Genomic DNA, 19,983 nt, shown 5'->3' with positions numbered 1-19,983 from the left:
TTTATTAACCAACTGTTCATCGTTATCGCTACCAATCACAGGAAGCATGCGTTGCAAATACGCAGCACGCGATTGTTGTTGAGATTGCGAGTTGAATGCTTGCGAAGCTTGACAGTTATGCTATTTCTGAACTGGGGGCCCAGATTCTAACCGCCTATGGAGGTGGCTATTGCATCCGGAGGCAACAGGGGTCGGCACGGAGAGTGAGAGGCCTTCCTCAGGCGATGCATCACGTCCCGGCGAAACGCTGCTCGCTGATCTTTTGGCGTACACGACCGAATTTTTGTCGTTTTATGATCGCGACTTCTGTCTGACGCAGTACGCAGCCAAACTCAAAGGCGTGTACGGAGGCGCGGTGGTGCCAGGTGCCGCCGTTTGGGAGATTTACCCGAGCTTCCTCGATGCGAAGTATCGTGACGAATTTCTTCGTGTGTTCCATGGCGGCTCACCCGCAAGCATTGATTTGCCGCGATCATCGGATGAATCGCCACGGTCCGCTTTCGTCTTCGCCACTGCAAATGGCGTGGGAATCATCGAATCAAGGGGGCGCGAAGGGCGGAGCGTGGTAGAGGAGCAAGAGCATGTAACTCTGCTCCATCAAGCGACACACGACGTGCTGACCGGACTGCAGAATCGCCGGCGATTCGGCGATCGGCTGCAGCTGGCCATGGCCGCCCTCAGCGGATCAGAGCCGAAAGCCGCCCTTCTGCAAATCGACCTTGACGATTTCAAAGCGGTCAACGACACGCTCGGCCATGGCGCAGGCGACACTCTTCTTCAACTCGCGGCGGGTCGTATCCGCGACGCCCTACAGGACGGCGAATCCGCATACCGGTATGCCGGGGATGAGTTCGCTGTCATTCAATTGGGAAAGGAGCAGCCCGCAGAGGCTGAGCGCCTCGCTGGATCGCTGGTCGACGCTTTCAAGAGCCCGTTCGTCATCAACGGCATTCCTGTCTTCGTCGGCTCGAGTATCGGAATTGCTTTCGGGCCGGAGCACGGGACCGATGGCGAACAGTTGATGAAAGCCGCCGACATTGCTCTTTACGCGGCCAAGACAGACGGACGCGGCTGCGCTCGAACATTCAACCGCTCGATGCTGCTCTTGCTCGAGCAACGCGAGAATCTGAGACGCAGCCTTCGAACCGCGCTGGAGCGGGGCGAACTTTATCTGGAGTATCAGCCGCTCATTCGGCCTCCCTCCTCAGTGATCGGTTTCGAAGCGCTGCTGCGGTGGCGGCACCCGGAGGTCGGAATCATTCCGCCCAACGTGTTCATACCGATCGCCGAGGCCGACGGTCTGATGGACGACATTGGACGATGGGTGCTCGAGGAAGCCTGTCGCCAGGCATTGATGTGGCCTTCCTCGCTGACCGTCGCAGTGAACCTGTCACCAGCTCAGTTCCTTAGCGGTTCGCTGACAGACACCGTCGCTCAGATCATCGACGCAGTCGGAATCGAAGCCGACAGACTTGAATTTGAGATAACCGAGACGGTCCTGCTTGAGAAGACGATCGACAATATCGACACCTTGAATACTCTGAACGTCTTGGGAATACGAATTTCTCTGGACGATTTCGGAACATACTACTCATCGTTAAGCTACCTTAAGAATTTTCCCTTCGATACCTTGAAGATCGATCAGTACTTTATTGCGGACCTGGAGACCGATCTCAAAAGCCAAACGATCGTGCGATCAATCATGAATCTGGCACACGGCCTGGGAATAAATGTCACTGCCGAGGGGGTCGAGACGTCGGCACAGGCAAGGTGGCTGATCAAGGAAAATTGCGATTGTCTGCAAGGTAATTTCCTGGGGCGGCCACTTGGCGTCGACGCGATCAGCGATTTCATCAAGCGGTCCCCGCTGAGAGTGGTACGGGCGATGGAGGGATCAAATCGGGCGCTCTAGCGCCTTGCACCTTTTGTTAACGGTGAAGTGGAGATTTGTAGAACGATCAAGGCAGATACCGCGCAATTTTTCGAGTCGGTGCGAGACTGACTCATCAGGTGCGCGGTGAACCTTGTCCTCGCGGAGGCCATCACCTCTCGAGGATTCAATGCTGATGGAACAAGGGGAGGATGCCGATGGGACCTGTTCATCATGACCTGGCTGGCGAGCCGACTTTTGCGCCCATGATCCAGATCGACATGGACATCAAAGCTTTCGTCTCCGCCTGGAGACACTGCGATTATGTCTCGACATACCTGGCCCGGATGATCAGTCAAAACAGATCAGACTCGGTTCGGCATTCAAATCTCTTTTCCTCTGCCCTCAATGAATTGCTGGAAGTCGCCTTTCGTACGCGCCATGCCGGTGGTGAACTGGCATGCAGGGTGTCCCGTCACGGCGCGACGGACAGGATCGAGCTGACACTCCCATGCGTGCCAGAGGAGCGCCAATTCTACGAAGAAGCCGTGTCACACGTCGCAGGAACGGAGGCCAGGGAGCGATACCTCAATTCGGTGTCTGGCGACCTCTCGGCCAGCCGGGACGTCGTGCTCCTGGAACTGGCCGTCGAGTACAACGCCACACTCAGGGTCGAGGAAGCCGATGGTGATGCAATCAAGCTTGTCGTGGATCTTCCGCTTGAGGGCCTGCAACATTGAACCCTTACGACCTTCTCCCACGCTTCAAGGCGCAATACGACGCCAACAACCAGGAGTTCTCCATATCCGGGGTGGTCCGGCCTCAGGCGATCGATGAGCTTGGGCCCAGCATAGCATTGCTCCGCGATGCGATCGGCCGTGTGCGCGGCGTCCTTTACGTCAATGTCAGACGACTGACGCAGATGAACAACGCCGCGTTTCACGCTTTTTCGAGGATCATCATCGACGCCTGCCGCGCTCGGCCCGATCTCAAATTCGTCGTCATCACGTCAAGCGTCGTCGGATGGACCTCGCGAAAATTCGGTCGCTTGAGCGGTATCGAGCCGAACATCAGTGTCGAGGAGTATGACAGCGAATTCTATCCGGGACAGGGCTTCCTCGAGGAAGGCGGGTTCGTACCGATCCTGCGTTCACAGACGAAGATGACCTGGCGCCACGAGCGCGCAATCTTGCCGCGACACGGCATGAGGCAGGGGATCGTCATGGCCGACATCTGTTGCGGGATCGGCGATTTCGCCGTGCTCGTGCAGAAGGAGTTCCAGCCATCACGGATCGTCGCGCTCGACCACTCCATATCGAGCCTGAACTATGCTCGACAGGTGATGCGGGAGTTCGATATCCGGGGCATCGAATATACCTATGGCGATGCGTCGGAGATGCTGCTCGACGAAGCGCAGTTCGACCTGGTGACCTGCCGGCATTCCCTTCAGATCTTCAATCGGCCTGAACTCATCCTCAAGGAACTCTACCGCATATGCAAGCCGGGCGGGCGGGTCTACATCACCAATGAAAAGAATTCGCATTGCCTTGGCGAGCCGCGCGCCGAAAGCATCCGTTGGACCTACAATGAGGTGGCGAAGCTGTTCGGGCACTTCGAGATGGACGTCGAGCTTGGGCCCAAGAGCCGGCGATACCTGATGGAAGCCGGATTCGAAGATATCCGTGTGGAGACCTTCATGGTCACTAGCCTGGACGGCGATCCGCAGGATTTCGCCGATGTCATTGCGGCCTGGGCGGATGTCTATGCGGGCGAGATGGCGACCAGACGCGGCGATGGACCTGAGTTCGTCGCACGGTTCCGGCAGGGCTTCGAGGACCACATTTTCGCTGCGCTCCACCCCAAGGGTTATGCGGGTTGGCCGATCTGGGCCGCATCGGGGCGACGGCCGCAATGAAAGCCGACAATGGGACTACACCGCGCTTTGGCCTGCGCTCCTTTCGAGCGAAATTCGTGTTGGTCGTTGGCGGCGCCGTCCTATTCGACCTCCTGCTGAGCGGTGGCCTGGCGCTTTGGAACGTTCAGAAGCTGTCGCGCGACGCCACATCGGAAGTCGGTGAGGGCCTGACGACCGCAAACCAGGAATACATTCGTTCCTATGCCGAATCGACGGCGTTGAGCGTCGACCTGCTGCTCGATCGGGTTCACGGCGACGTCAAGGCGCTGGCCGGCGTGCTGCAAGCCCAGATCAACGATCCGATGAGGCAGCAAGAGGTCGGAGCGACGCTTTCGCATCAAGCGCCCGGCTCCGTGAAGGTCGTCTACGACGCGCAGGGCGATTGGGCGCAGAACCTGCCGGGCGCGCCTTCCGTGGTCAGTGTCTGGGGCTATCTACTGGGCGCCGACCACACACCGCTGCCGGGCGTTCAGAAGGAGATAGAAGACAGTACCGTCATCGATCTCGTCGCGCCGACTCTCATGGCCAGCGGGTCGTCCAAACTGCAAATGTACTATATTGGTCCAAAAGAACGGCCGATCTTCAGGACAGTGCCGTATACGGACCAGGCACAGACCTTCGACAAGCTCTATCCGGGCCACAACAAGGCGGAGTTCTGGGAGTTCTTCTTTCCGGGAATCTATGGTTCATGGCAGCAATGGGCCAGGGATCCAGCCTCGCGTCCGGTCGCCGACGATATCACCCAGACAGCGCCTTACACCGATGCAATCACGGGAAAGCTGATCGTCAGCTTTTTCCACCCGCTGTGGGCGCGCGATCGCACCGGTATCGCCGGTACGGCCGGGGCAGACATCACTCTCGATCAGCTCGCGGAAGTCGTCGAAAGGGTGAAGATTGCAGAAACCGGATTCGGCTTCCTCACCATGTCGACTGGCAATGTGGTGGCGATCAATCCGTCGGGCCAGGCGATCATCGGCCTGACTTCATCAAGCGACGCGGGCACGCAGGGCGTCACCGGCCTGGAGCGGTCCCTGCGGGGAAGTACGCAGCCGGCTATCGCGTCGCTGCCCCTCGGCCAGAACAATGACGGTGTCATTCAGCATATCATGCTCGACAACAAGGGCGAACGCGTACCCTACATCGTTGTCCTCAAGCGACTGAAGCCGACCAATCTGTGGAGTTCGGGGCCGATCAAGTCCGAAACGATGTCGGTAGGGATCGTCGTTCCCGAGCGGGAGATCTATGCGTCCCTATTCGCCGCGCAGCGGAGTATTTCGCGCGCAACCAATCGTATCCTGCTCTTTCAGATCGGTGCGATCATCGTTTCGCTTCTGATTGTTTTCGCGGCCGTGCTCGGAATTTCGAAGCGGATCACCGCGGGCCTCAGGGCACTTGCCAGCGCCGCCCAGCGGCTCCAGTCCAAGGACTATTCAGTCCGGGTCAGCATTCCGACGCGCGACGAGGTTGGAGCCGCTGGCATCGCTTTCAACCGCATGGCCGAGCAGATCAGCTTCCACACGGAAAACCTCGAGCAACTCGTCGACGAACGAACCAGGGAGCTCGGCGACGCCAATCAGGAGATTTCCGCTCTCAACGAAAAGCTGCAGGACGAGAACGTCCGCCTCGGCGCCGAGCTGGCGGTTGCCAGGCAGATCCAGTTGATGGTCCTGCCGAGACCATTCGAACTCGAAGCGATTCCGGGGCTGGAGATCGCAGCCTACATGCGGCCGGCCGACGAGGTCGGCGGTGACTACTACGACGTCCTGCAGAACGGGTCACGGGTCAAGATCGGCATCGGCGACGTGACCGGTCATGGTCTCGAGAGCGGCGTGCTGATGCTGATGGTCCAATCCGTTGCACGCGCCTTGCAGGAGACCAACGAGGGGGATCCGCATCAGTTTCTGGACCGGCTGAACAGAGCGATCTACAAGAACATCGAGCGGACGAACACCGGCAAGCATCTCTCGCTGGCCTTTCTTGACTTCGAGGATGAGCGGGTAACGCTATCCGGCCAGCATGAGGACGTTCTCGTCGTGCGTGCGGACGGGGAAGTCGAACGCATCGATACGCTTGACCTGGGTATGCCGGTTGGCCTGGAGAATGACATCTCGAAGTTCATCGACACGCGTGACATCCTGTTCGAGAGTGGCGACGTGATCGTTCTGCACACCGACGGAGTGACCGAGGCGGAGGATCAGGACAAAAGACTATTCGGGTTCGAGCGCCTCTGCCAGAGCGCAAGAAAACGTCGAGGCGGCAGCGCCGAGGACATCAAGACCGGGATCATCGAGGATCTGATGGCCCATATCGGAGTCCAGAAGATCCATGACGACATCACCCTCGTGATCATAAGGCACACATAGCAATGACAACGTTGTTCGGGACCCCTGACATTGCGATCGGGATGAAGGAGAGCGTCAGTCGCGTGCGGCTGTTCGACGGACCTCTCGACTTGAGTTGGCGTCATTGTGCCACGACCTCGGACTTCATCGCCGATCTTTTCGCGTTGCGCTTCCGGTCGTCCCGCAATGACTACCTCGAAGTGCGGCACAGCATAGGATATCTGGTCAACGAGCTCATCGAGAACGCCGTCAAATTTCGCGCACCAGGTGAGATCGTGATCGAGGCGTCGATGGATTCGGAGTGCTTCAAGCTCAAGGTCTCGAATGACGTCGATGGTGAAAACGCATCCGAGTTCAAGAACCTCCTGGCGGACATCACGGTTGGCGACCCCAGAGACCTGCTGATACAGCGAATTGAAGAGAATGCAGCGAGCCCCGACGTGTCACGCTCCGGACTCGGATTGCTGACGTTGATGAGCGACTATGGCGCACGCCTGGCCTGGATATTCAGCTCCGCCGACGAGGGCGATCGGATTTGCCTGGAAACCTATGCCTCCATTCCGATCTCGCAAACGCGCAACTAGAAGAAGCGAAGCCAGGCCATGGAAATCAAGACAGACGACTACCGCGTGTGGAACGAAGGAAGCGATATTTTCTTCGACGGCGCAATGCGGCTTGCCAGCTCCGAGGCCGGTGCGCCCATCACGGCCTTGGCGACCAGTGTTCTTGCCTCAAATCCCGCTTCCATTACACTCAATCTGAAGGACCTTCACTTTCTCAACTCTTCCGGCATCAACCTGCTGGCGAAATTCACCATCGAGGTGCGCAAGCATCCCGATGTTCGACTTGTCGTGCGTGGAACGCCCGACATACCCTGGCAATCGAAATCATTGCCGAACCTGAAAAAGCTGCATCCCGCTGTGGTGCTTTTGATGGACTGACCTAGTCGTCCGAAGTCAAAGGACTGCGTAGGCTGCGACAATTCTGGATAGCACAGGCCAAGGTGGGGGACGGCGCAACAGCGCCGCGCCGAGCGAGATATGTACGCCAGGACAAGTATTAGGATGCGAAGCTAACGACATTCCGGCCTCGTCGGTAGATGCTCCCAATATGGGTCTGGCGGGGGCTCGGCACAGGCGGCAGGCGTCCAGATAGCTGGGGTGTCGCTGCCTGTGCCGACAACGCCTCCCGCTACGCTATCAAAGGTGTCCGTTATTGAGTAAGCGTGGCAAGGTCAGCGGCGGCCGGCTGGAGTTCATTCCGCCGCAGATCCCGACTCTGGTCGAGCAACCGCCCGATGATGAGAGATGGGTTCACGAGGTCAAGTTCGACGGCTATCGGACGCAGCTCATCATCGATCAAGGCGGCGTGCGTCTTTTCAGCAAGAACGGCCATGACTGGACCGCAAAATACTGGCCCATCGCGCTAGCAGTCGAGCTGCCATGCAAGGCTGCCATTCTCGACGGCGAGGTCATTGTAGCCGGCGAGCAGGGCGCCTCCGATTGCCCTGCGCTGGAAGCCGCGATCTGGAATGAGCCGAGCCGGCTGATGTTCGTGGCGTTCGACATCCTCCATCTCGATGGACGCAATCTTGCTCCCTTGCGCCTGCTGCAGCGCAAGCAGGCGCTGTGGCAACTGGTTGAGCCTGGCGCCGGCAAGATCCGGTACAGCGAGCATTTCGACGCCGATGCACTGGCGATCCTCCGCACCATCGACAAGATCGGGCTTGAGGGCATCATCTCGAAGCGCGCCGACAGCCGCTACCGGAGCGGACCGTCGACCACATGGCTGAAGGCCGGATGTTTCGAGGAAGGCGATTTCCGAATTGCCGAGCGTCATTCGCCAGCCTGGCACGCCTCCAATGGCGCTGATGGCCACGCGTGACGGCGAGAGAGGGTATATCGGCTGCGCTGATTGCAATTCGGACAGCCAGGGCAGCATTCAGCCCTTGATGTCCACACTCGCTTTGGCGGCGGCCGATACCAGCTGCTCCAGCGTCTGGCCGATTTCATTGCCGGGATCGTGTTGGAATTTTTCGCCGATCTTGTGCTCTTCGTCGGCGGCATTGGCAACGACGTTCTTGTTGCGGTCGAGGACCAGGAAATCCCGACGGATGCGGCGATGCTGGTGCTCCATGAATTGCTTGAGCACCTCAGGCCGTTCGAACAGCGAAGGCGTCTCGTCGGACGGCTTGAAGACGATGGTGTCGGCCAGTTCGCGCGCGACGTTGGTCGCTTCGGTCAGTCCAAGATATTTGGTCGCGGCGATCTGCGTGAAGATGGCAACGCCGCCAACCAGCCCGATCAAGGCTGCGGCGCTCACCATGCTGAGGATGATCTGGCTTCTAATGCGCATGACGGCGACCCCGAACCTTGTCCCGTCGAACGCGATCAAAGACGGGCGATTGCCGGCTCGTCGGCCGATGGCATGCCGAGGCCGCTCCTACCCGAAGCGGCCTCTTCGTGGGACTACCGCAGCCTTGCCGACCGTGGAAAATCCAACACCTCCGCCGCCGGCGGTGTGTACTGGGCCGCAACGATCATCTCGATCAACAGGTCGAGCGCCGCAAGGGCCTCGCTGCTCGTTTCGCCGTCGCCGCGCAGATAGTGGCAGGCCCGCTCCAGATGCAGCCGGGCGGCGGCAAAGTCGCTTTTCATGAGCTTCTCCTTGTTGCCCGCCGTGCGCCGAACATGTGCGACTCGCTTTACCCGAAAGCAAACATCCACAGCCGCATTTGAATCGAATTGTCCTGACGCTGGGCGGGGCGTGCTGGATAGGAGCGGCGCCCGTGCAACCGATGTCGCATGCAACCGTTATTTCCGGCAGAATGAGGGGTGCATGTCTTTATCGTTCCCGCACAAATGGCGCTGGCTTGTCGCGATCGCGGCGGCGACCCTGTTGCTCACCCCGGGCGCAGCCTTGCCGGCTGAAAAGACCGGCATGTCCAGCGAAGGCATTTTCGTTCTGGAAATCATCCTGCTGCTGGTCGTCGGGCGCGGCATCGGCGAGCTGCTCGAACGCATCGGCCAACCGGCCGTCATGGGTCAGCTCATCGGCGGCATCCTGCTCGGACCCTCGCTGCTCGGCTGGCTTTGGCCTGAGGCGGAGCGTCTGGTTTTCTCCGGCGACGCCTCGCAAAAGACCATGATCAACGCCATCGCCCAGCTCGGCGTGCTGATGCTGCTCCTGCTCACAGGCATGGAGACCGACCTCAGACTGGTGCGCAGGGTCGGCCGCGCCTGCTTCTCCATCTCCGCCGCCGGCGTCGCGATTCCCTTCGTGCTCGGCTTCGCGGCGGCGCAGGCCATGCCGGCGTCGCTGCTCCCCGAGGGCAGCGAGCGCGTCGTCGCCGGGCTCTTCCTCGGCACCGCGCTGTCGATCTCCTCGGTCAAGATCGTCGCAATGGTGGTGCGCGAGATGAACTTCATGCGCCGCGACCTCGGCCAGATCATCGTCTCCTCGGCGATCATCGAGGACACGATCGGCTGGGTGATCATCGCCATCACAATCGGCATCGCGACCAAGGGCCGGATCGACCTCGGCAGCCTTGCCTTCACGCTTGCGGGCGTTGCCGCCTTCATGGCCTTTTCCTTCACCCTCGGCCGCCGCATCGTCTTCGACGCCATCCGCTGGACCAACGACAGTTTCAGCAGCGAATATGCCGTCGTCACCGTCATCCTCGCCATCATGGGGATGATGGCCTTGATCACCGACCTGATCGGCGTCCACACCGTGCTCGGTGCCTTCGTTGCCGGTATCCTTGTGGGCGAGTCGCCGATCCTGTCGCGTCACATCGAGGGCCAGCTGCGCGGCGTCATCACGGCGCTGTTCATGCCGGTGTTCTTCGGTGTCGCTGGTCTCTCGGCGGACCTCACCGTGCTCCTTGATCCGCAGCTTGCGCTGCTCACCGTGGCGCTGGTTGCCATCGCCAGCTTCGGCAAGTTCGCCGGCGCCTTCACCGGCGCGGAGTTGGCCGGCATGAGCCGCCGCGAGGGGATCGCGGTCGGCTGCGGCATGAACGCGCGCGGCTCGACCGAGGTCATCGTCGCCTCGATCGGCCTTTCGATCGGCGTGCTTTCGCACAACCTCTTCACCATGATCGTCACCATGGCCGTCATCACCACGCTAGCGATGCCGCCGACGCTGCGCTGGGCACTTGGTCGCCTGACACTCGGCGAGGCCGAAAAGAAGCGGCTGGAGCGCGAGGAGGTCGACCAGCGCGGCTTCGTCGCCAATCTGGAGCGGCTGCTGGTGGTGGCCGACGAAGGCGTCGTCGGCCGCTTCGCCGCCTACATGGCCGGCGTGATCGGCGCCGGCAAGCCGATGACAGTGCTGCATGCCGGCGGCGAGAACGAGGCCGAGCCGGGAGTGGAACCGAAGCTGGAGGAGATCGAGAAGGGGGCCGAGCACAACCGCGAGGCGGCGAAGGAGGCCGACCAGCAGCCCGCCGCCAGTGCTCCCGTCACCCGCAGGCACGGCAGGCATGTATCGGCCGAGACCGTGGCGAGGGAGGCGCGCAAGGGCTACGGCATGCTGATTGTCGGGCTCGGTCGCGCGCTTACCGCCAAGGGCGGCTTCACCCGCCGCCTCGACGAGATCGCCGGCGCCTTCGACGGCCCGCTCTGCCTGGTGCTGAAGCCCGCTGCCGCCGGCCGGCAGATGCCGAGGCTCGGACCCGAGGCCGGCCGGATCCTGGTGCCGGTCAACGGCACGTCGGTCGCCCGCCGTGGCGCCGAGCTGGCGCTTGCCATTGCCGCCGTCACCGGCGCGCCGGTCAAGATGCTCTATGTTGCGCGGGTCGGCCGCGACGAGCCGCGCGACACCGTCTCGCATCGCCGCAGGGAGGCGGTGCTGAAGGACATCGTTGCGCTTGCCGACCGCTACGGCGTCGAGATCGAGACTGCCATCCGCAGCAGGGCCGCCGCCGCCGATGCCATTGCCCGCCAGGCCGGCAGGGGGGTGGCGATGATCGTCATGGGCGTGGCGCGACGGCCTGGCGAGGAATTGCTGTTCGGCGAGACGACCAGCAGCGTGCTGCAACGCTGCCGCTGCCCGGTGGTGCTGATCTCCGACGAACGGCTGCCCCGCGACGACGCCGCCCGCGAGGCGCTGCGTTCCGGCACCGGTTGACAAGCCAAGGAGGTCACGATGAGCTTCAGCGCAAAACCCCTCGACCAGACCACATGGTCGCAATTCGCCACGCTGGTCGAGCGGCACAATGGCGTCTGGGGCGGCTGCTGGTGCATGGCCTTCCACGCCAAAGGCGTCGGCGCTGCCGGGAACCGCGCCGAGAAGGAGGCCCGGGTCCGCGAGGGCCATGCACATGCGGCCCTCGTTTTCGACGGCGCAGCCTGTGTCGGCTGGTGCCAGTTCGGCCCGACGCAGGAGCTGCCGCGCATAAAGCACCGGCGCGCCTATGAGGAAGGGCTGACGCGCCTGCCGGACTGGCGCATCACCTGCTTCTTCTCCGACAAGGCCTATCGCGGCAAGGGTGTCGCAGCAGCGGCGCTGGCAGGCGCGCTCGCCGAGATCGCCTGCCTCGGCGGCGGCACGGTGGAAAGCTATCCCGAGGATGCGGAAGGCCGCTCGGTCGCTGGAGCCTTCCTGCACAATGGCACGCTGGCGATGTTTGAACGCCAAGGTTTTCAGCGCGCCCGCAAGATCGGCAAGCACCGCTGGGTGGTCGCAAGGACGGTGGAGGTCGGCGTTGGAGGCCGGGATCCTACCCCACTTCCATAGGGCGGGAACCCATATTCTGGCAGCTCCGTCTTCCGAATTCAGCTTCAGTATAAGCAATTCTAATATAATATCGCCATTGTCTACGGGCCTTGGGATTGCCCTGATGGTTGGCCAGAAGTTGCAGTACCGGACAGCGACACGCGACGACATCGCGGGAATTTCGGCGCTGATGGCGCTGGCGATTGCCGAGCTGCAGAAACCCTTCCTCGACGACGCCCAGATCGAATCCAGCCGTACGATCATGGGCCTGGACACGCAGCTTATCGATGATGGAACCTATTTTGTCGTGACCTGCAGTGGGGCTCTTGCTGGTTGCGGCGGCTGGAGCCGGCGCGCGACGCTATATGGTGGCGATCAGTCGCACGGACGCAATGCGGCATTGCTCGATCCTGCCAAGGACGCGGCGCGAGTCAGGGCGATGTATACGCATCCCGATTTCGTTCGGCGTGGCGTTGGCCGACTGATCCTCGCCATTTGCGAGAGCGCGGCAAGGGAGGAAGGCTTTCGCCGCGTCGAGCTCGGGGCGACCATGGCCGGGGAGCCGCTCTATCGGGCCTGCGGCTATCAGCCGGGCGAAAAGGTCTTCGAGGACAGCGGCGGCACGCCGGTTCCGATCCTGAAGATGTGGAAGACGATTTGAGAGGGGAGAATGCCGATGGCGGCCTATCTGATTGCCGATGTCGATGTCACCGACGCGGCCGTATTCGATCAATACCGGCGTGAGGTTCCGGCCACCGAGGAGCGCTACGGCGGCCGCTATCTTGCGCGCGGCGGCGCGACCAAGGTGTTCGAGGGCGACTGGCACCCGCACCGACTCGTCATCATCGAATTTCCCGACATGGCATCGCTTTCGGCCTGGTATGATTCACCGGAATACGAGCGTTTGAAGGAGATCCGCTTTCGCAGCGCCAGGACACGCATCCTGGCTGTCGAAGGGATCGCTTTGTCGCCGACCTAGAGCAATTCCGGGAAAAGTGCGTGCGGTTTTCCGTCCGGAATTGCTTAAAAACAAAGAGATAGAGCGGTTCACCGTTTCCGTGAAACGGTGAAAAGCTCTAGGCCGTGATCTATCGTGCTGGGAGAAATGTGGCGGAGCGCTCTGCCGCGCTTACTTGCCTTCGAAGAAAGCGTGGATCGCTGCTTCCAGCTTCTCGATAAGCTCGCCATTGCGGGTGCTGCCGGCCCAGATCAAGGCATTGAGCCGCATGTCCTTGTTGAGGAAGTTCACTTTCCTCGTCTCCAGCAGATATTGCACAACCTGATCGTGGCGCCCCTTGATCGCCTCGATGAGCGCGCTGTTGCGGCCGGTCTTGTCGGCCGCATTGACGTCGGAGCCGTGTTCGACGAGCAGCTTGACGATATCCAGATGCCCGGTCCTTGCCGCCTCGATCAGCGCCGTCCGGCCATAATAGTCGGCGCGTGCGTCGATATCGATGTCGGGATGCTTGACCAGCGCCGTTACGGCTGCGTGGTGTCCCTTGGCCGCGGCGAGGCTGAGCGGCGTGCTCTTCCACTTGTTCCTGGAATTCACGTCGATCAGCGGATGCGAAATCAGCGCTTCGAGCACCGGGCCCCGGGCGTTGTGGGCCGCCAGATGCAACGCCGACCAGCCGCCCTCATCGGTCTGATTGATGTCAGCCCCGGCCAGCAGCTCGGCGCGGAGGGTCTCGATGTCGCCTTTCTCCGCCGCACCCAACAGGGTCGACCAGCCTCTCGCGTCCTCGGCTTCCAGGCCCACTGCAACTGCCTCCGTGAACAGACTTGGCTAGGCTCGCACGCCGACATGGCCGGCGTGCGGTATTTTCGGCCAGAAGCCTTTCACAATCGCATGCATGGGGCAAACAGATTTCCGCGCTGCCGGGGCGGGAACCAGGGATTTCAAGCCGCCTGCAGCCGTTCCCGGCTGGGCTGCGGCGGGAAGGCAATGGCGATGCCGGCCGCGCCCAGGCCAATCAGTGCCGAGCCGATGAACAGCCAGGAATAGCTGGCATAGGCGTCGAAGATCATGCCGCCGGCGAGCGGCCCGAACGACATGCCGAGGCTGGACAACAGGGTCGCGGCGCCAAGCACCGTCCCGATGATGCGTGGCCCGAAATAGTCGCGGGCAAGCACCGCATAGAGCGGCATGACGCCGCCATAGGTGGCGCCGAAGATGATGGCCAAGAGATAGAACTGCTCGAGGTTGCCGACGGCGAGATAGGCGGCGATCACCACGGCTTGGATGACGAGGCCCACGATCAGAACCGGCTTGGCGCCCAGCCTGTCGCCGAGCACGCCGTAGAGCACGCGGCCGCCAAGGCCGGCAAGGCCCTCGACGCTGTAGATCGACACCGCGGCCATCGGCGCCACGCCGCAGGACATGGCATAGCTCACCATGTGGAAGATCGGCCCCGAATGCGCCGCGCAGCAGGCGAAGAAAGTCATCCCCAGCACCAGGAATTGCGGCGAGCGCAGCGCCTGGCCGACGCTAAAGCCGGGATCGTCCGCGACAGGCGCGGGCGCACCGCCATCCGCTGCCGCGGCCGCCACCTGCGGCTGGCGCACCAGCAAGACGGCGGGCAGCAACAGCACCCAGGCCATGATGCCGATGTCAAACATGGCGGTACGCCAGTCATAGGCGGTGATCAGCCAGCGCGCGAAGGGCGAGATGGTCATCGGCGCCACGCCCATGCCGGCCGAGACCAGCGACACGGCAAGGCTGCGGTGGGTGTCGAACCAGGCGGTGGTCAGCGCGATCATCGGTGCGAAGAAAGCGCTGGCCGCCAGCCCGACGATCACACCGTAGCTCAGCTGGAAGACAAGCAGCGAATTGGCGCGGCTCGCCACCACCAGCGACAGGCCGAGCAGCACCGCGCCGGCGAGGACGACGGGACGGGCGCCGACGCGGTCATAGACCGCGCCCCAGGCGAAACCGCCAGCGCCCATCACCAGGAAGTTCAGCGTCATGGCAGTGGAAATGCCGGTGCGCGACCAGTTGGTGTCGAGCGCCATCGGCTCGAGAAAGATTGCCAGCGAAAACATCGCGCCGAGCGCCACACAGGTCATCAGCGCGCCGGCCGCGACGATCACCCAACGGTAGGAATTGTTCATGGTCTTCTCCCGAAATCGGTTCGATGCGGCGCGACTTTTTTCCAGCTCCGTTGCGCCGCTTGCGTCCGAAGGACGTTGGTCCGACATCGAATCCGACAATCCGGTTGCATTTTTTATCCAGTCTGCGCGGAAGTCCATCCGGACATGGCGAAGGCAGGCGGCGCAAGCGCCAAAAATTCCCTTCCGAATTGACGAGCTGATCTGCGGCGCTAGCTTCGTGGTCTCGTGACGGGAGATATCGCTCATGGAGCTGCATCGCGGCCGCCTCATCGACCACATCCAGCTGGTGGTCAGGGATCTCAAAGCCAGCCGGCGCTTCTATGAAGCGGTGTTCAAGGTGCTCGGCATTCCGATTGGCGGCGAGGCCGAGGACTATTTCTGGGCCGACGAATTGTTCATCTCCAGTCTCGACAGCCGGGCAGCGAGGGGACAACTGACCGGGCGCAATCACCTGGCCTTCCAGGCCAGGGACAGCGCCATGGTCGACGCGTTCTACAAAGCGGGCCTGGATGCCGGCGGCGCCGATAACGGTGCGCCAGGCGAGCGGCCCTACCATCCCGGCTACTACGCAGCCTTTCTGCTCGACCCCGATGGCAATAACATCGAAGCCGTGTTTCACGGGCCGGCGAAGCGCAGCGCTGCTTCGGTGGTGATTGGTTTTTAGCGCGCCCTCACACGGCTGCCGAAAGCGATTTTCGCCGTATGTCGACCGCCTCGGCGCCGACGCCTACCGCCGCCAGAACGGCTTGGCGATTTCGGCCTCTGCCTGCTTCATGGTCAGCCCGATATCGTCGATCAGCTCCGGTATGTCCCTCGCTATGATCGCCAGTTCCTCGCGGAAGCGGGCGCGCTCGCCCCACGTCTTGAGCAGACTGATCAGACCGGGCCGGCGATCGGCATGGTCGCCGGACGAAGCCGGCGTGTCGCGCAGGTCCAACTGGATTGAATCGTAAAGCTCGGAAACGGTGGTCAACATCGTTTTCATGGAGGGCTCCTCGGTGCGGATGGCCTATTTGCTGGTCGTCCTCGGAGCCTGAGCTTCGGCGAAGAATTGCGCCATCGGTCAGATGCGGTGTTTGGGGTCCTGCATTTGTAGTATTTTGCTGGGGCTTTAGTTGAAAACCGTGCCGATCCGATGGCAGGGAGCTTCCCATGAATCGCATTGCGACGTCCCCACCGCCTGACGCGCTATCGGACCGCGAGCGCGCGGTGGCGGAAAGATTTGCCTCAGGGCTGACCTATCGCGAGATCGGCGAGGCGCTGTTCATCGCGCCGTCCACGGTGCGCACCCATCTCGCCGCGATCTATGAAAAGCTCGGTGTGCGCAGCAAGGTCGCGCTCGCTATGCATATCAACGCCATCGCAGCCGCGCCGGCCATGCCGCCGGCCCCGCCCGAAGCTTCGCCGGTGCTTGCGATATTCCCAATCGAATGCCTGAGTGCCGACGAGCACTGGCGCCGCTTTGCCGACGGCTTGTCGTCGGACATCACCATCGACCTCGCACGCTATGCGGATCTGCCGGTCATTGCCTTCCACACCATGAAGTCGCTAGGCAGCAAGCCCGCCGATTTCGTCGCCGACGGCAAGGCGTTGGGCGCTGCCTATATTCTGTCTGGTCAATTGCGCGCCGACACCCGGCGGGTACGGCTTACGATGGAGCTTGCCGACGCACGAACCGGCGTCAGCCTGTGGAGCGAACGCTTCGACCGGCCCGCGGAGGACATCTTCGCGCTGCAGGATAGCCTGACCGAAAGCGTCATCAACGTGCTCGCCGGCTGTTCCGGAACGATCGCCACGGTCGGCCGCAATGCGATCCGCCGCAAGCCGCCGGCTAGCCTGCGCGCCTACGACTGCTATCTGCTGGGTGTCGAGCAGCACAATACCTTCAGCCGCAGTGGCAACCGGGAAGCCATCAGGCTGTTTTCACGCGCGCTCGAACTTGACCCGACCTTGGTCAGGGCCTGGACCGAACTCGCCTACGCCTATTCGATTGAGGCATGCAACGGGTTCGGCGACGATCTGAACGCCTCGATCGGGAAATGGCGCTGGGCGGCAGAGAACGCGCTGAGGCTCGACCCGACCGATAGCAGCGCGCATAATTGCTTCGGCGATCTCATGGGTTGCCTCGGCGACCTGGAAGCCGCCGAAAGCGCCCACCGGCGCGCCTTCGAATGCGGTTCCAACCATGCCGACACGCTGGCGCTTCTTGCCGGCAGCAAGGCGCTGGTCACCGGCGATCCGGCCGAGGCGATCCCACTTATCGAGCGTGCCATGCGCCTCAACCCGATTGCCCCGCCCTGGTATTTCGGCATGCAGGGCCGCGTCCTGTTTGCGGCCGGCAGGCACCGGGAAGCCATAGCCGCGCTGCGACGGAGCACGCCGGATTCTCCGCACGTGCTGATATTTCTGATGCTTGCCCACGCAAGGGAGGGCGAGGGGCCCGAGGCCGCCGCAATCGCGGGCAGGCTGCGCACGGAATTTCCCGGCTTCTCGGTGGAGGGTTTCATATCGGGCTATCCCGTCACCAATCCGGGTGCCGCGCGCGCCATCCGCGACGCGGCGAAGCTGGTGCCGATCCGCTAACCCCCGACCTTCGGTCGAGCGCTTCATCTTGAGCTATCCCGTGACCAAGCCGGAAGCCATGCGGGCCATCCGCGAGGCCCGCTGTGTTGGCGGCGCTCAACTGAGACACGAAGATGCCGGTGAGCCGGCCGCGATCGTTCAATCGGCGCAGGCTCCAGATAGTTTCACCTTGGTACATAGCGGTTGACCACCATGCCGCAGGCATAGGCTTTCGAGCCGACGAGGCGCAGTTTCCTGAACCCGCCCTGGTCGAAAATCCGCTCGCCGTCGCCGAGCGCTGCCGGATTGATGAACAGCTGGAATTCGTCGACCAGTCCCGCCGCAATCAGCGCCGAGGCAAAGCCCGCACCGCCGAACACCGCCATGTCGCGGCCGCCCTCGGCTTTCAGCGCCTTGACCTCGCGCGGCAGGTCGCCGCTGGCAAGCGTGGTTCGATCCCACCGCGAAGCCTGCAGCCTGTCGCTCAGCACCACCTTGCGCGCCTCGACGATGCGCTGCGCAAAGGCGTAGAAGCCGTCGCGCGGATACTTCTTCGCCGCATTGCCCCAATGGGTGAGGTAACCCTCTTCGGCCATTTTGCGGCTGAGCACGATGGTATCGATGCCGGCGAATACGGCGTTGAAATCCTGCTTCAATTCGTCGTCCCACGGGCAGTTGTCGCCCCATTCCCAGAGCTGCCAGTGGTCGTCGCCGGCAGCGCCGACAAAACCGTCGACCGATATCTGCATTTGCAGGATCAGCTTTCTCATCGTCTCTCTCCTCATTCGATCGGCGCGGCGCCTCGGTGGATATGGTTTACTTCTGAAATCATTGACGCAAGGAAAAAATGATGTCAATAGTAAAGTGATTTAGATATGGAACCATACAAATGTCGACCAGGGAAAGATCCGGTTGCCCCATCAGCCTGTCGCTCGAATTGCTTGGCGACCGCTGGACGCTGCTGATTGTCCGCGACCTGATTTTCGCGGGGAAGACTCACTTCCGGGAGTTTTTGCTGTCCGACGAGGGCATCTCGTCGCGCACGCTGGCCGAGCGGCTGCAGACCTTGCAGGATGAGGGCATCGTCACGAGAAGCGACGACCCCACCCACAAGCTCAAGGCGATCTATCGGCTGACCGAAGCCGGCATCGATCTGTTGCCGGTGCTGGCGACCCTCGGCGCCTGGGGCAGCAAATACCGCAACGCCGATAACGAACTGGCCAGGATCGCCGAGGAGCTGGCGGCGGGCGGCGAGGCGGCGCTCGAGCAGATGAAGAAGAAGCTGCGCGCCGAGCATATCGGCCAAGGCGCAACGCTGGCTTCCTCTTCGCGATGATGGCCGGGCTACATCGAGACGACGTCGCCCAGCCTCATCCTTCCCATCCCGCAAATCGCTGTGGCCTCAGCCAAGTCTGCTTCGGATTGCCGTCGCCCGAAAGCATGGCGTCTGCCAACCAGCGCGCTGTGGCGGGGGCGGTATTGATGCCCATAGAGCCCATCCCGCCATGCACATAGAGCCCCTCGATAGCGGTGCGGCCGGCGACGGGCAGCCTGTCCGACAGCATCGGACGGTTGCCGGGATAGACATCCGTCACCCGGGGTGAGCCGAGACCGGGCAGCATGCGCAGCGTGGGTGCCGCGATGCGCGCAGCCATATCGGTGTTGCGCACCAGATCGCGAAGGGCCGGCTGCAACGAGGCGTCGAGCCTGGATATATTCGCGCAAGCTCATGTTTGTTGTGTAAGGTGTCGTCGTCGGCGGCGTTTACCTTCCTTTGAAGAACTGGGAGCGAGCGCCGGGGCAGCTTCTCTCCGTCAATCTCGGAGTGTACGCGTACGGATGAGGAGCCAATAGCCCTGGCTTTCGAACGTCTAGCGCCGGCAGGCGGATGAAGGCAGCGCCCATGACGTTGGCGGCAGGAGCCGCTGAAGCAGCTGGCAGGAGGGGGTCGTATGGTTGGATTTGCCGAAATGCAGCGGCCGCAGACGGTGGCCGAACAGGTCGCCAATGTGCTGCGCGAGGCGATCGCCGACGGTAGCCTGGCGGACGGCACGGCGCTGCGCCAGGACGAGCTTGCGCTGCGCTTCGGCTTCAGCCGCATGCCGATCCGCGACGCGCTGCGCCAGCTCGAGGCCGAAGGCATCGTCCAGATCCACCCGACCAAAGGTGCGCATGTCGCCTGCATGGACGCCACCGAGATCAGGGAGATCTTTGCCTTGCGCGACCTGCTCGAAAGCCAGGCGCTCAACCTGTCTGTCCCAGTGCTTGGCAGTGAAAAGCTCGACGAGGCAGCGCAGGTGCTCGCCCGCATCGACGCTGAGCCCGATGTCACCCGTTGGGGCGTGCTGAACCGGACCTTCCATCTGGCGCTCTACAGCGCCTGCGGCAACGCCCGGCTGCTCGGTGCGGCGCGACAATGAAGGTGCGAGCGTTGCGTCAATCAAGATGAGAATGCTGGCGGGTTG

Annotated in this window: 23 protein-coding genes; 16 read left to right on the top strand and 7 right to left on the bottom strand. The window is 62.1% G+C overall.

Annotation, left to right across the window (positions count from 1 at the left end; translation table 11 throughout):
* Positions 1-169 precede the first annotated feature (169 nt).
* The 7 genes from ACWGTO_RS24205 to ACWGTO_RS24175 all read left to right on the top strand — a co-directional run bounded on the left by ACWGTO_RS24205 (position 170) and on the right by ACWGTO_RS24175 (position 8,011).
* A complete protein-coding gene (locus ACWGTO_RS24205) occupies positions 170-1,912 on the top strand; it encodes a putative bifunctional diguanylate cyclase/phosphodiesterase (RefSeq protein WP_454577318.1) in 1,743 nt (580 codons plus the stop codon).
* Positions 1,913-2,088: 176 nt separating this feature from the next.
* Positions 2,089-2,610, top strand: coding sequence for a ubiquinone biosynthesis methyltransferase UbiE (locus ACWGTO_RS24200; RefSeq protein WP_454577317.1), 522 nt, complete (start codon positions 2,089-2,091; stop codon positions 2,608-2,610).
* Complete coding sequence (locus tag ACWGTO_RS24195; protein WP_454577316.1) at positions 2,607-3,785, top strand: methyltransferase domain-containing protein; 1,179 nt, start codon at positions 2,607-2,609, stop codon at positions 3,783-3,785. The genes ACWGTO_RS24200 and ACWGTO_RS24195 overlap by 4 nt, the downstream gene beginning before the upstream one ends.
* A complete protein-coding gene (locus tag ACWGTO_RS24190; RefSeq protein WP_454577315.1) occupies positions 3,782-6,148 on the top strand; it encodes a SpoIIE family protein phosphatase in 2,367 nt (788 codons plus the stop codon). The genes ACWGTO_RS24195 and ACWGTO_RS24190 overlap by 4 nt, the downstream gene beginning before the upstream one ends.
* 2 nt (positions 6,149-6,150) lie before the next feature.
* Positions 6,151-6,711 carry a slr1658 superfamily regulator gene (locus ACWGTO_RS24185; RefSeq protein ID WP_454577314.1) on the top strand — a complete coding sequence of 187 codons (561 nt, stop codon included), beginning with the start codon at positions 6,151-6,153 and terminating at the stop codon, positions 6,709-6,711.
* 18 nt (positions 6,712-6,729) lie between these two features.
* On the top strand, positions 6,730-7,068 hold the full coding sequence (locus ACWGTO_RS24180) for a slr1659 superfamily regulator (RefSeq protein ID WP_454577313.1): 339 nt from the start codon (positions 6,730-6,732) through the stop codon (positions 7,066-7,068).
* A gap of 274 nt (positions 7,069-7,342) precedes the next feature.
* Positions 7,343-8,011: an ATP-dependent DNA ligase gene (locus ACWGTO_RS24175; RefSeq protein ID WP_454577312.1), complete on the top strand. Its 669-nt coding sequence runs from the start codon at positions 7,343-7,345 to the stop codon at positions 8,009-8,011.
* A 57-nt stretch (positions 8,012-8,068) separates the two neighbouring features.
* On the opposite strand, the gene ACWGTO_RS24170 is transcribed toward ACWGTO_RS24175, so the two are convergent.
* Together ACWGTO_RS24170 and ACWGTO_RS24165 are read right to left on the bottom strand one after the other, a co-directional pair.
* Positions 8,069-8,482 carry a hypothetical protein gene (locus ACWGTO_RS24170; RefSeq protein WP_454577311.1) on the bottom strand — a complete coding sequence of 138 codons (414 nt, stop codon included), beginning with the start codon at positions 8,480-8,482 and terminating at the stop codon, positions 8,069-8,071.
* Positions 8,483-8,595: 113 nt separating this feature from the next.
* On the bottom strand, positions 8,596-8,784 hold the full coding sequence (locus ACWGTO_RS24165) for a hypothetical protein (protein WP_454577310.1): 189 nt from the start codon (positions 8,782-8,784) through the stop codon (positions 8,596-8,598).
* A gap of 181 nt (positions 8,785-8,965) precedes the next feature.
* Between ACWGTO_RS24165 and ACWGTO_RS24160 the strand changes: the two genes are divergently transcribed.
* The 4 genes from ACWGTO_RS24160 (at position 8,966) to ACWGTO_RS24145 (ending at position 12,824) form a co-directional block, all read left to right on the top strand.
* Positions 8,966-11,257, top strand: coding sequence for a cation:proton antiporter domain-containing protein (locus ACWGTO_RS24160; protein ID WP_454577309.1), 2,292 nt, complete (start codon positions 8,966-8,968; stop codon positions 11,255-11,257).
* A gap of 18 nt (positions 11,258-11,275) precedes the next feature.
* Positions 11,276-11,866, top strand: a complete 591-nt coding sequence (locus ACWGTO_RS24155; protein WP_454577308.1) for a hypothetical protein — start codon at positions 11,276-11,278, stop codon at positions 11,864-11,866.
* Between the two features lie 103 nt (positions 11,867-11,969).
* On the top strand, positions 11,970-12,506 hold the full coding sequence (locus tag ACWGTO_RS24150) for a GNAT family N-acetyltransferase (RefSeq protein WP_454577307.1): 537 nt from the start codon (positions 11,970-11,972) through the stop codon (positions 12,504-12,506).
* 15 nt (positions 12,507-12,521) lie between these two features.
* Positions 12,522-12,824 carry a DUF1330 domain-containing protein gene (locus ACWGTO_RS24145; RefSeq protein WP_454577306.1) on the top strand — a complete coding sequence of 101 codons (303 nt, stop codon included), beginning with the start codon at positions 12,522-12,524 and terminating at the stop codon, positions 12,822-12,824.
* A gap of 150 nt (positions 12,825-12,974) precedes the next feature.
* Here the strand turns inward: ACWGTO_RS24145 and ACWGTO_RS24140 are convergent, their stop codons facing one another.
* Positions 12,975-13,604 (bottom strand): ankyrin repeat domain-containing protein, encoded by a 630-nt coding sequence (locus tag ACWGTO_RS24140; protein ID WP_454577305.1) that lies wholly within the window; start codon positions 13,602-13,604, stop codon positions 12,975-12,977.
* 140 nt (positions 13,605-13,744) lie between these two features.
* The gene (locus ACWGTO_RS24135) at positions 13,745-14,956 is read right to left on the bottom strand and encodes an MFS transporter (RefSeq protein ID WP_454577304.1); all 1,212 of its coding nucleotides are present in this window, start codon (positions 14,954-14,956) and stop codon (positions 13,745-13,747) included.
* On the opposite strand from ACWGTO_RS24135, the gene ACWGTO_RS24130 reads away from it, so the two are divergent.
* Together ACWGTO_RS24130 and ACWGTO_RS24125 are read left to right on the top strand one after the other, a co-directional pair.
* The gene (locus ACWGTO_RS24130) at positions 14,955-15,185 is read left to right on the top strand and encodes a hypothetical protein (RefSeq protein WP_454577303.1); all 231 of its coding nucleotides are present in this window, start codon (positions 14,955-14,957) and stop codon (positions 15,183-15,185) included. The two genes, ACWGTO_RS24135 and ACWGTO_RS24130, sit on opposite strands and share 2 nt — an antisense overlap.
* A 6-nt stretch (positions 15,186-15,191) precedes the next feature.
* Positions 15,192-15,620, top strand: a complete 429-nt coding sequence (locus ACWGTO_RS24125) for a VOC family protein (protein ID WP_454577420.1) — start codon at positions 15,192-15,194, stop codon at positions 15,618-15,620.
* A gap of 63 nt (positions 15,621-15,683) precedes the next feature.
* On the opposite strand, the gene ACWGTO_RS24120 is transcribed toward ACWGTO_RS24125, so the two are convergent.
* Positions 15,684-15,941: a DUF1127 domain-containing protein gene (locus ACWGTO_RS24120; protein WP_454577302.1), complete on the bottom strand. Its 258-nt coding sequence runs from the start codon at positions 15,939-15,941 to the stop codon at positions 15,684-15,686.
* Positions 15,942-16,108: 167 nt separating this feature from the next.
* On the opposite strand from ACWGTO_RS24120, the gene ACWGTO_RS24115 reads away from it, so the two are divergent.
* Entirely contained in the window at positions 16,109-17,539 is a 1,431-nt protein-coding gene (locus ACWGTO_RS24115; protein WP_454577301.1) for a LuxR C-terminal-related transcriptional regulator, read from the top strand.
* Between the two features lie 164 nt (positions 17,540-17,703).
* Here ACWGTO_RS24115 and ACWGTO_RS24110 read toward each other — a convergent pair whose 3' ends face one another.
* Positions 17,704-18,288 carry a dihydrofolate reductase family protein gene (locus ACWGTO_RS24110; protein WP_454577300.1) on the bottom strand — a complete coding sequence of 195 codons (585 nt, stop codon included), beginning with the start codon at positions 18,286-18,288 and terminating at the stop codon, positions 17,704-17,706.
* Positions 18,289-18,407: 119 nt separating this feature from the next.
* On the opposite strand from ACWGTO_RS24110, the gene ACWGTO_RS24105 reads away from it, so the two are divergent.
* Positions 18,408-18,854, top strand: coding sequence for a winged helix-turn-helix transcriptional regulator (locus ACWGTO_RS24105; protein WP_454577299.1), 447 nt, complete (start codon positions 18,408-18,410; stop codon positions 18,852-18,854).
* 34 nt (positions 18,855-18,888) lie between these two features.
* Here the strand turns inward: ACWGTO_RS24105 and ACWGTO_RS24100 are convergent, their stop codons facing one another.
* On the bottom strand, positions 18,889-19,212 hold the full coding sequence (locus ACWGTO_RS24100; RefSeq protein WP_454577298.1) for an FAD-dependent oxidoreductase: 324 nt from the start codon (positions 19,210-19,212) through the stop codon (positions 18,889-18,891).
* 258 nt (positions 19,213-19,470) lie between these two features.
* Between ACWGTO_RS24100 and ACWGTO_RS24095 the strand changes: the two genes are divergently transcribed.
* On the top strand, positions 19,471-19,938 hold the full coding sequence (locus ACWGTO_RS24095) for a GntR family transcriptional regulator (RefSeq protein ID WP_454577297.1): 468 nt from the start codon (positions 19,471-19,473) through the stop codon (positions 19,936-19,938).
* The last annotated feature ends 45 nt before the right edge of the window (positions 19,939-19,983 follow it).

This window comes from Mesorhizobium sp. PL10 (assembly GCF_053714315.1).
This window is presented reverse-complemented; position numbering and strand designations above follow the sequence as displayed.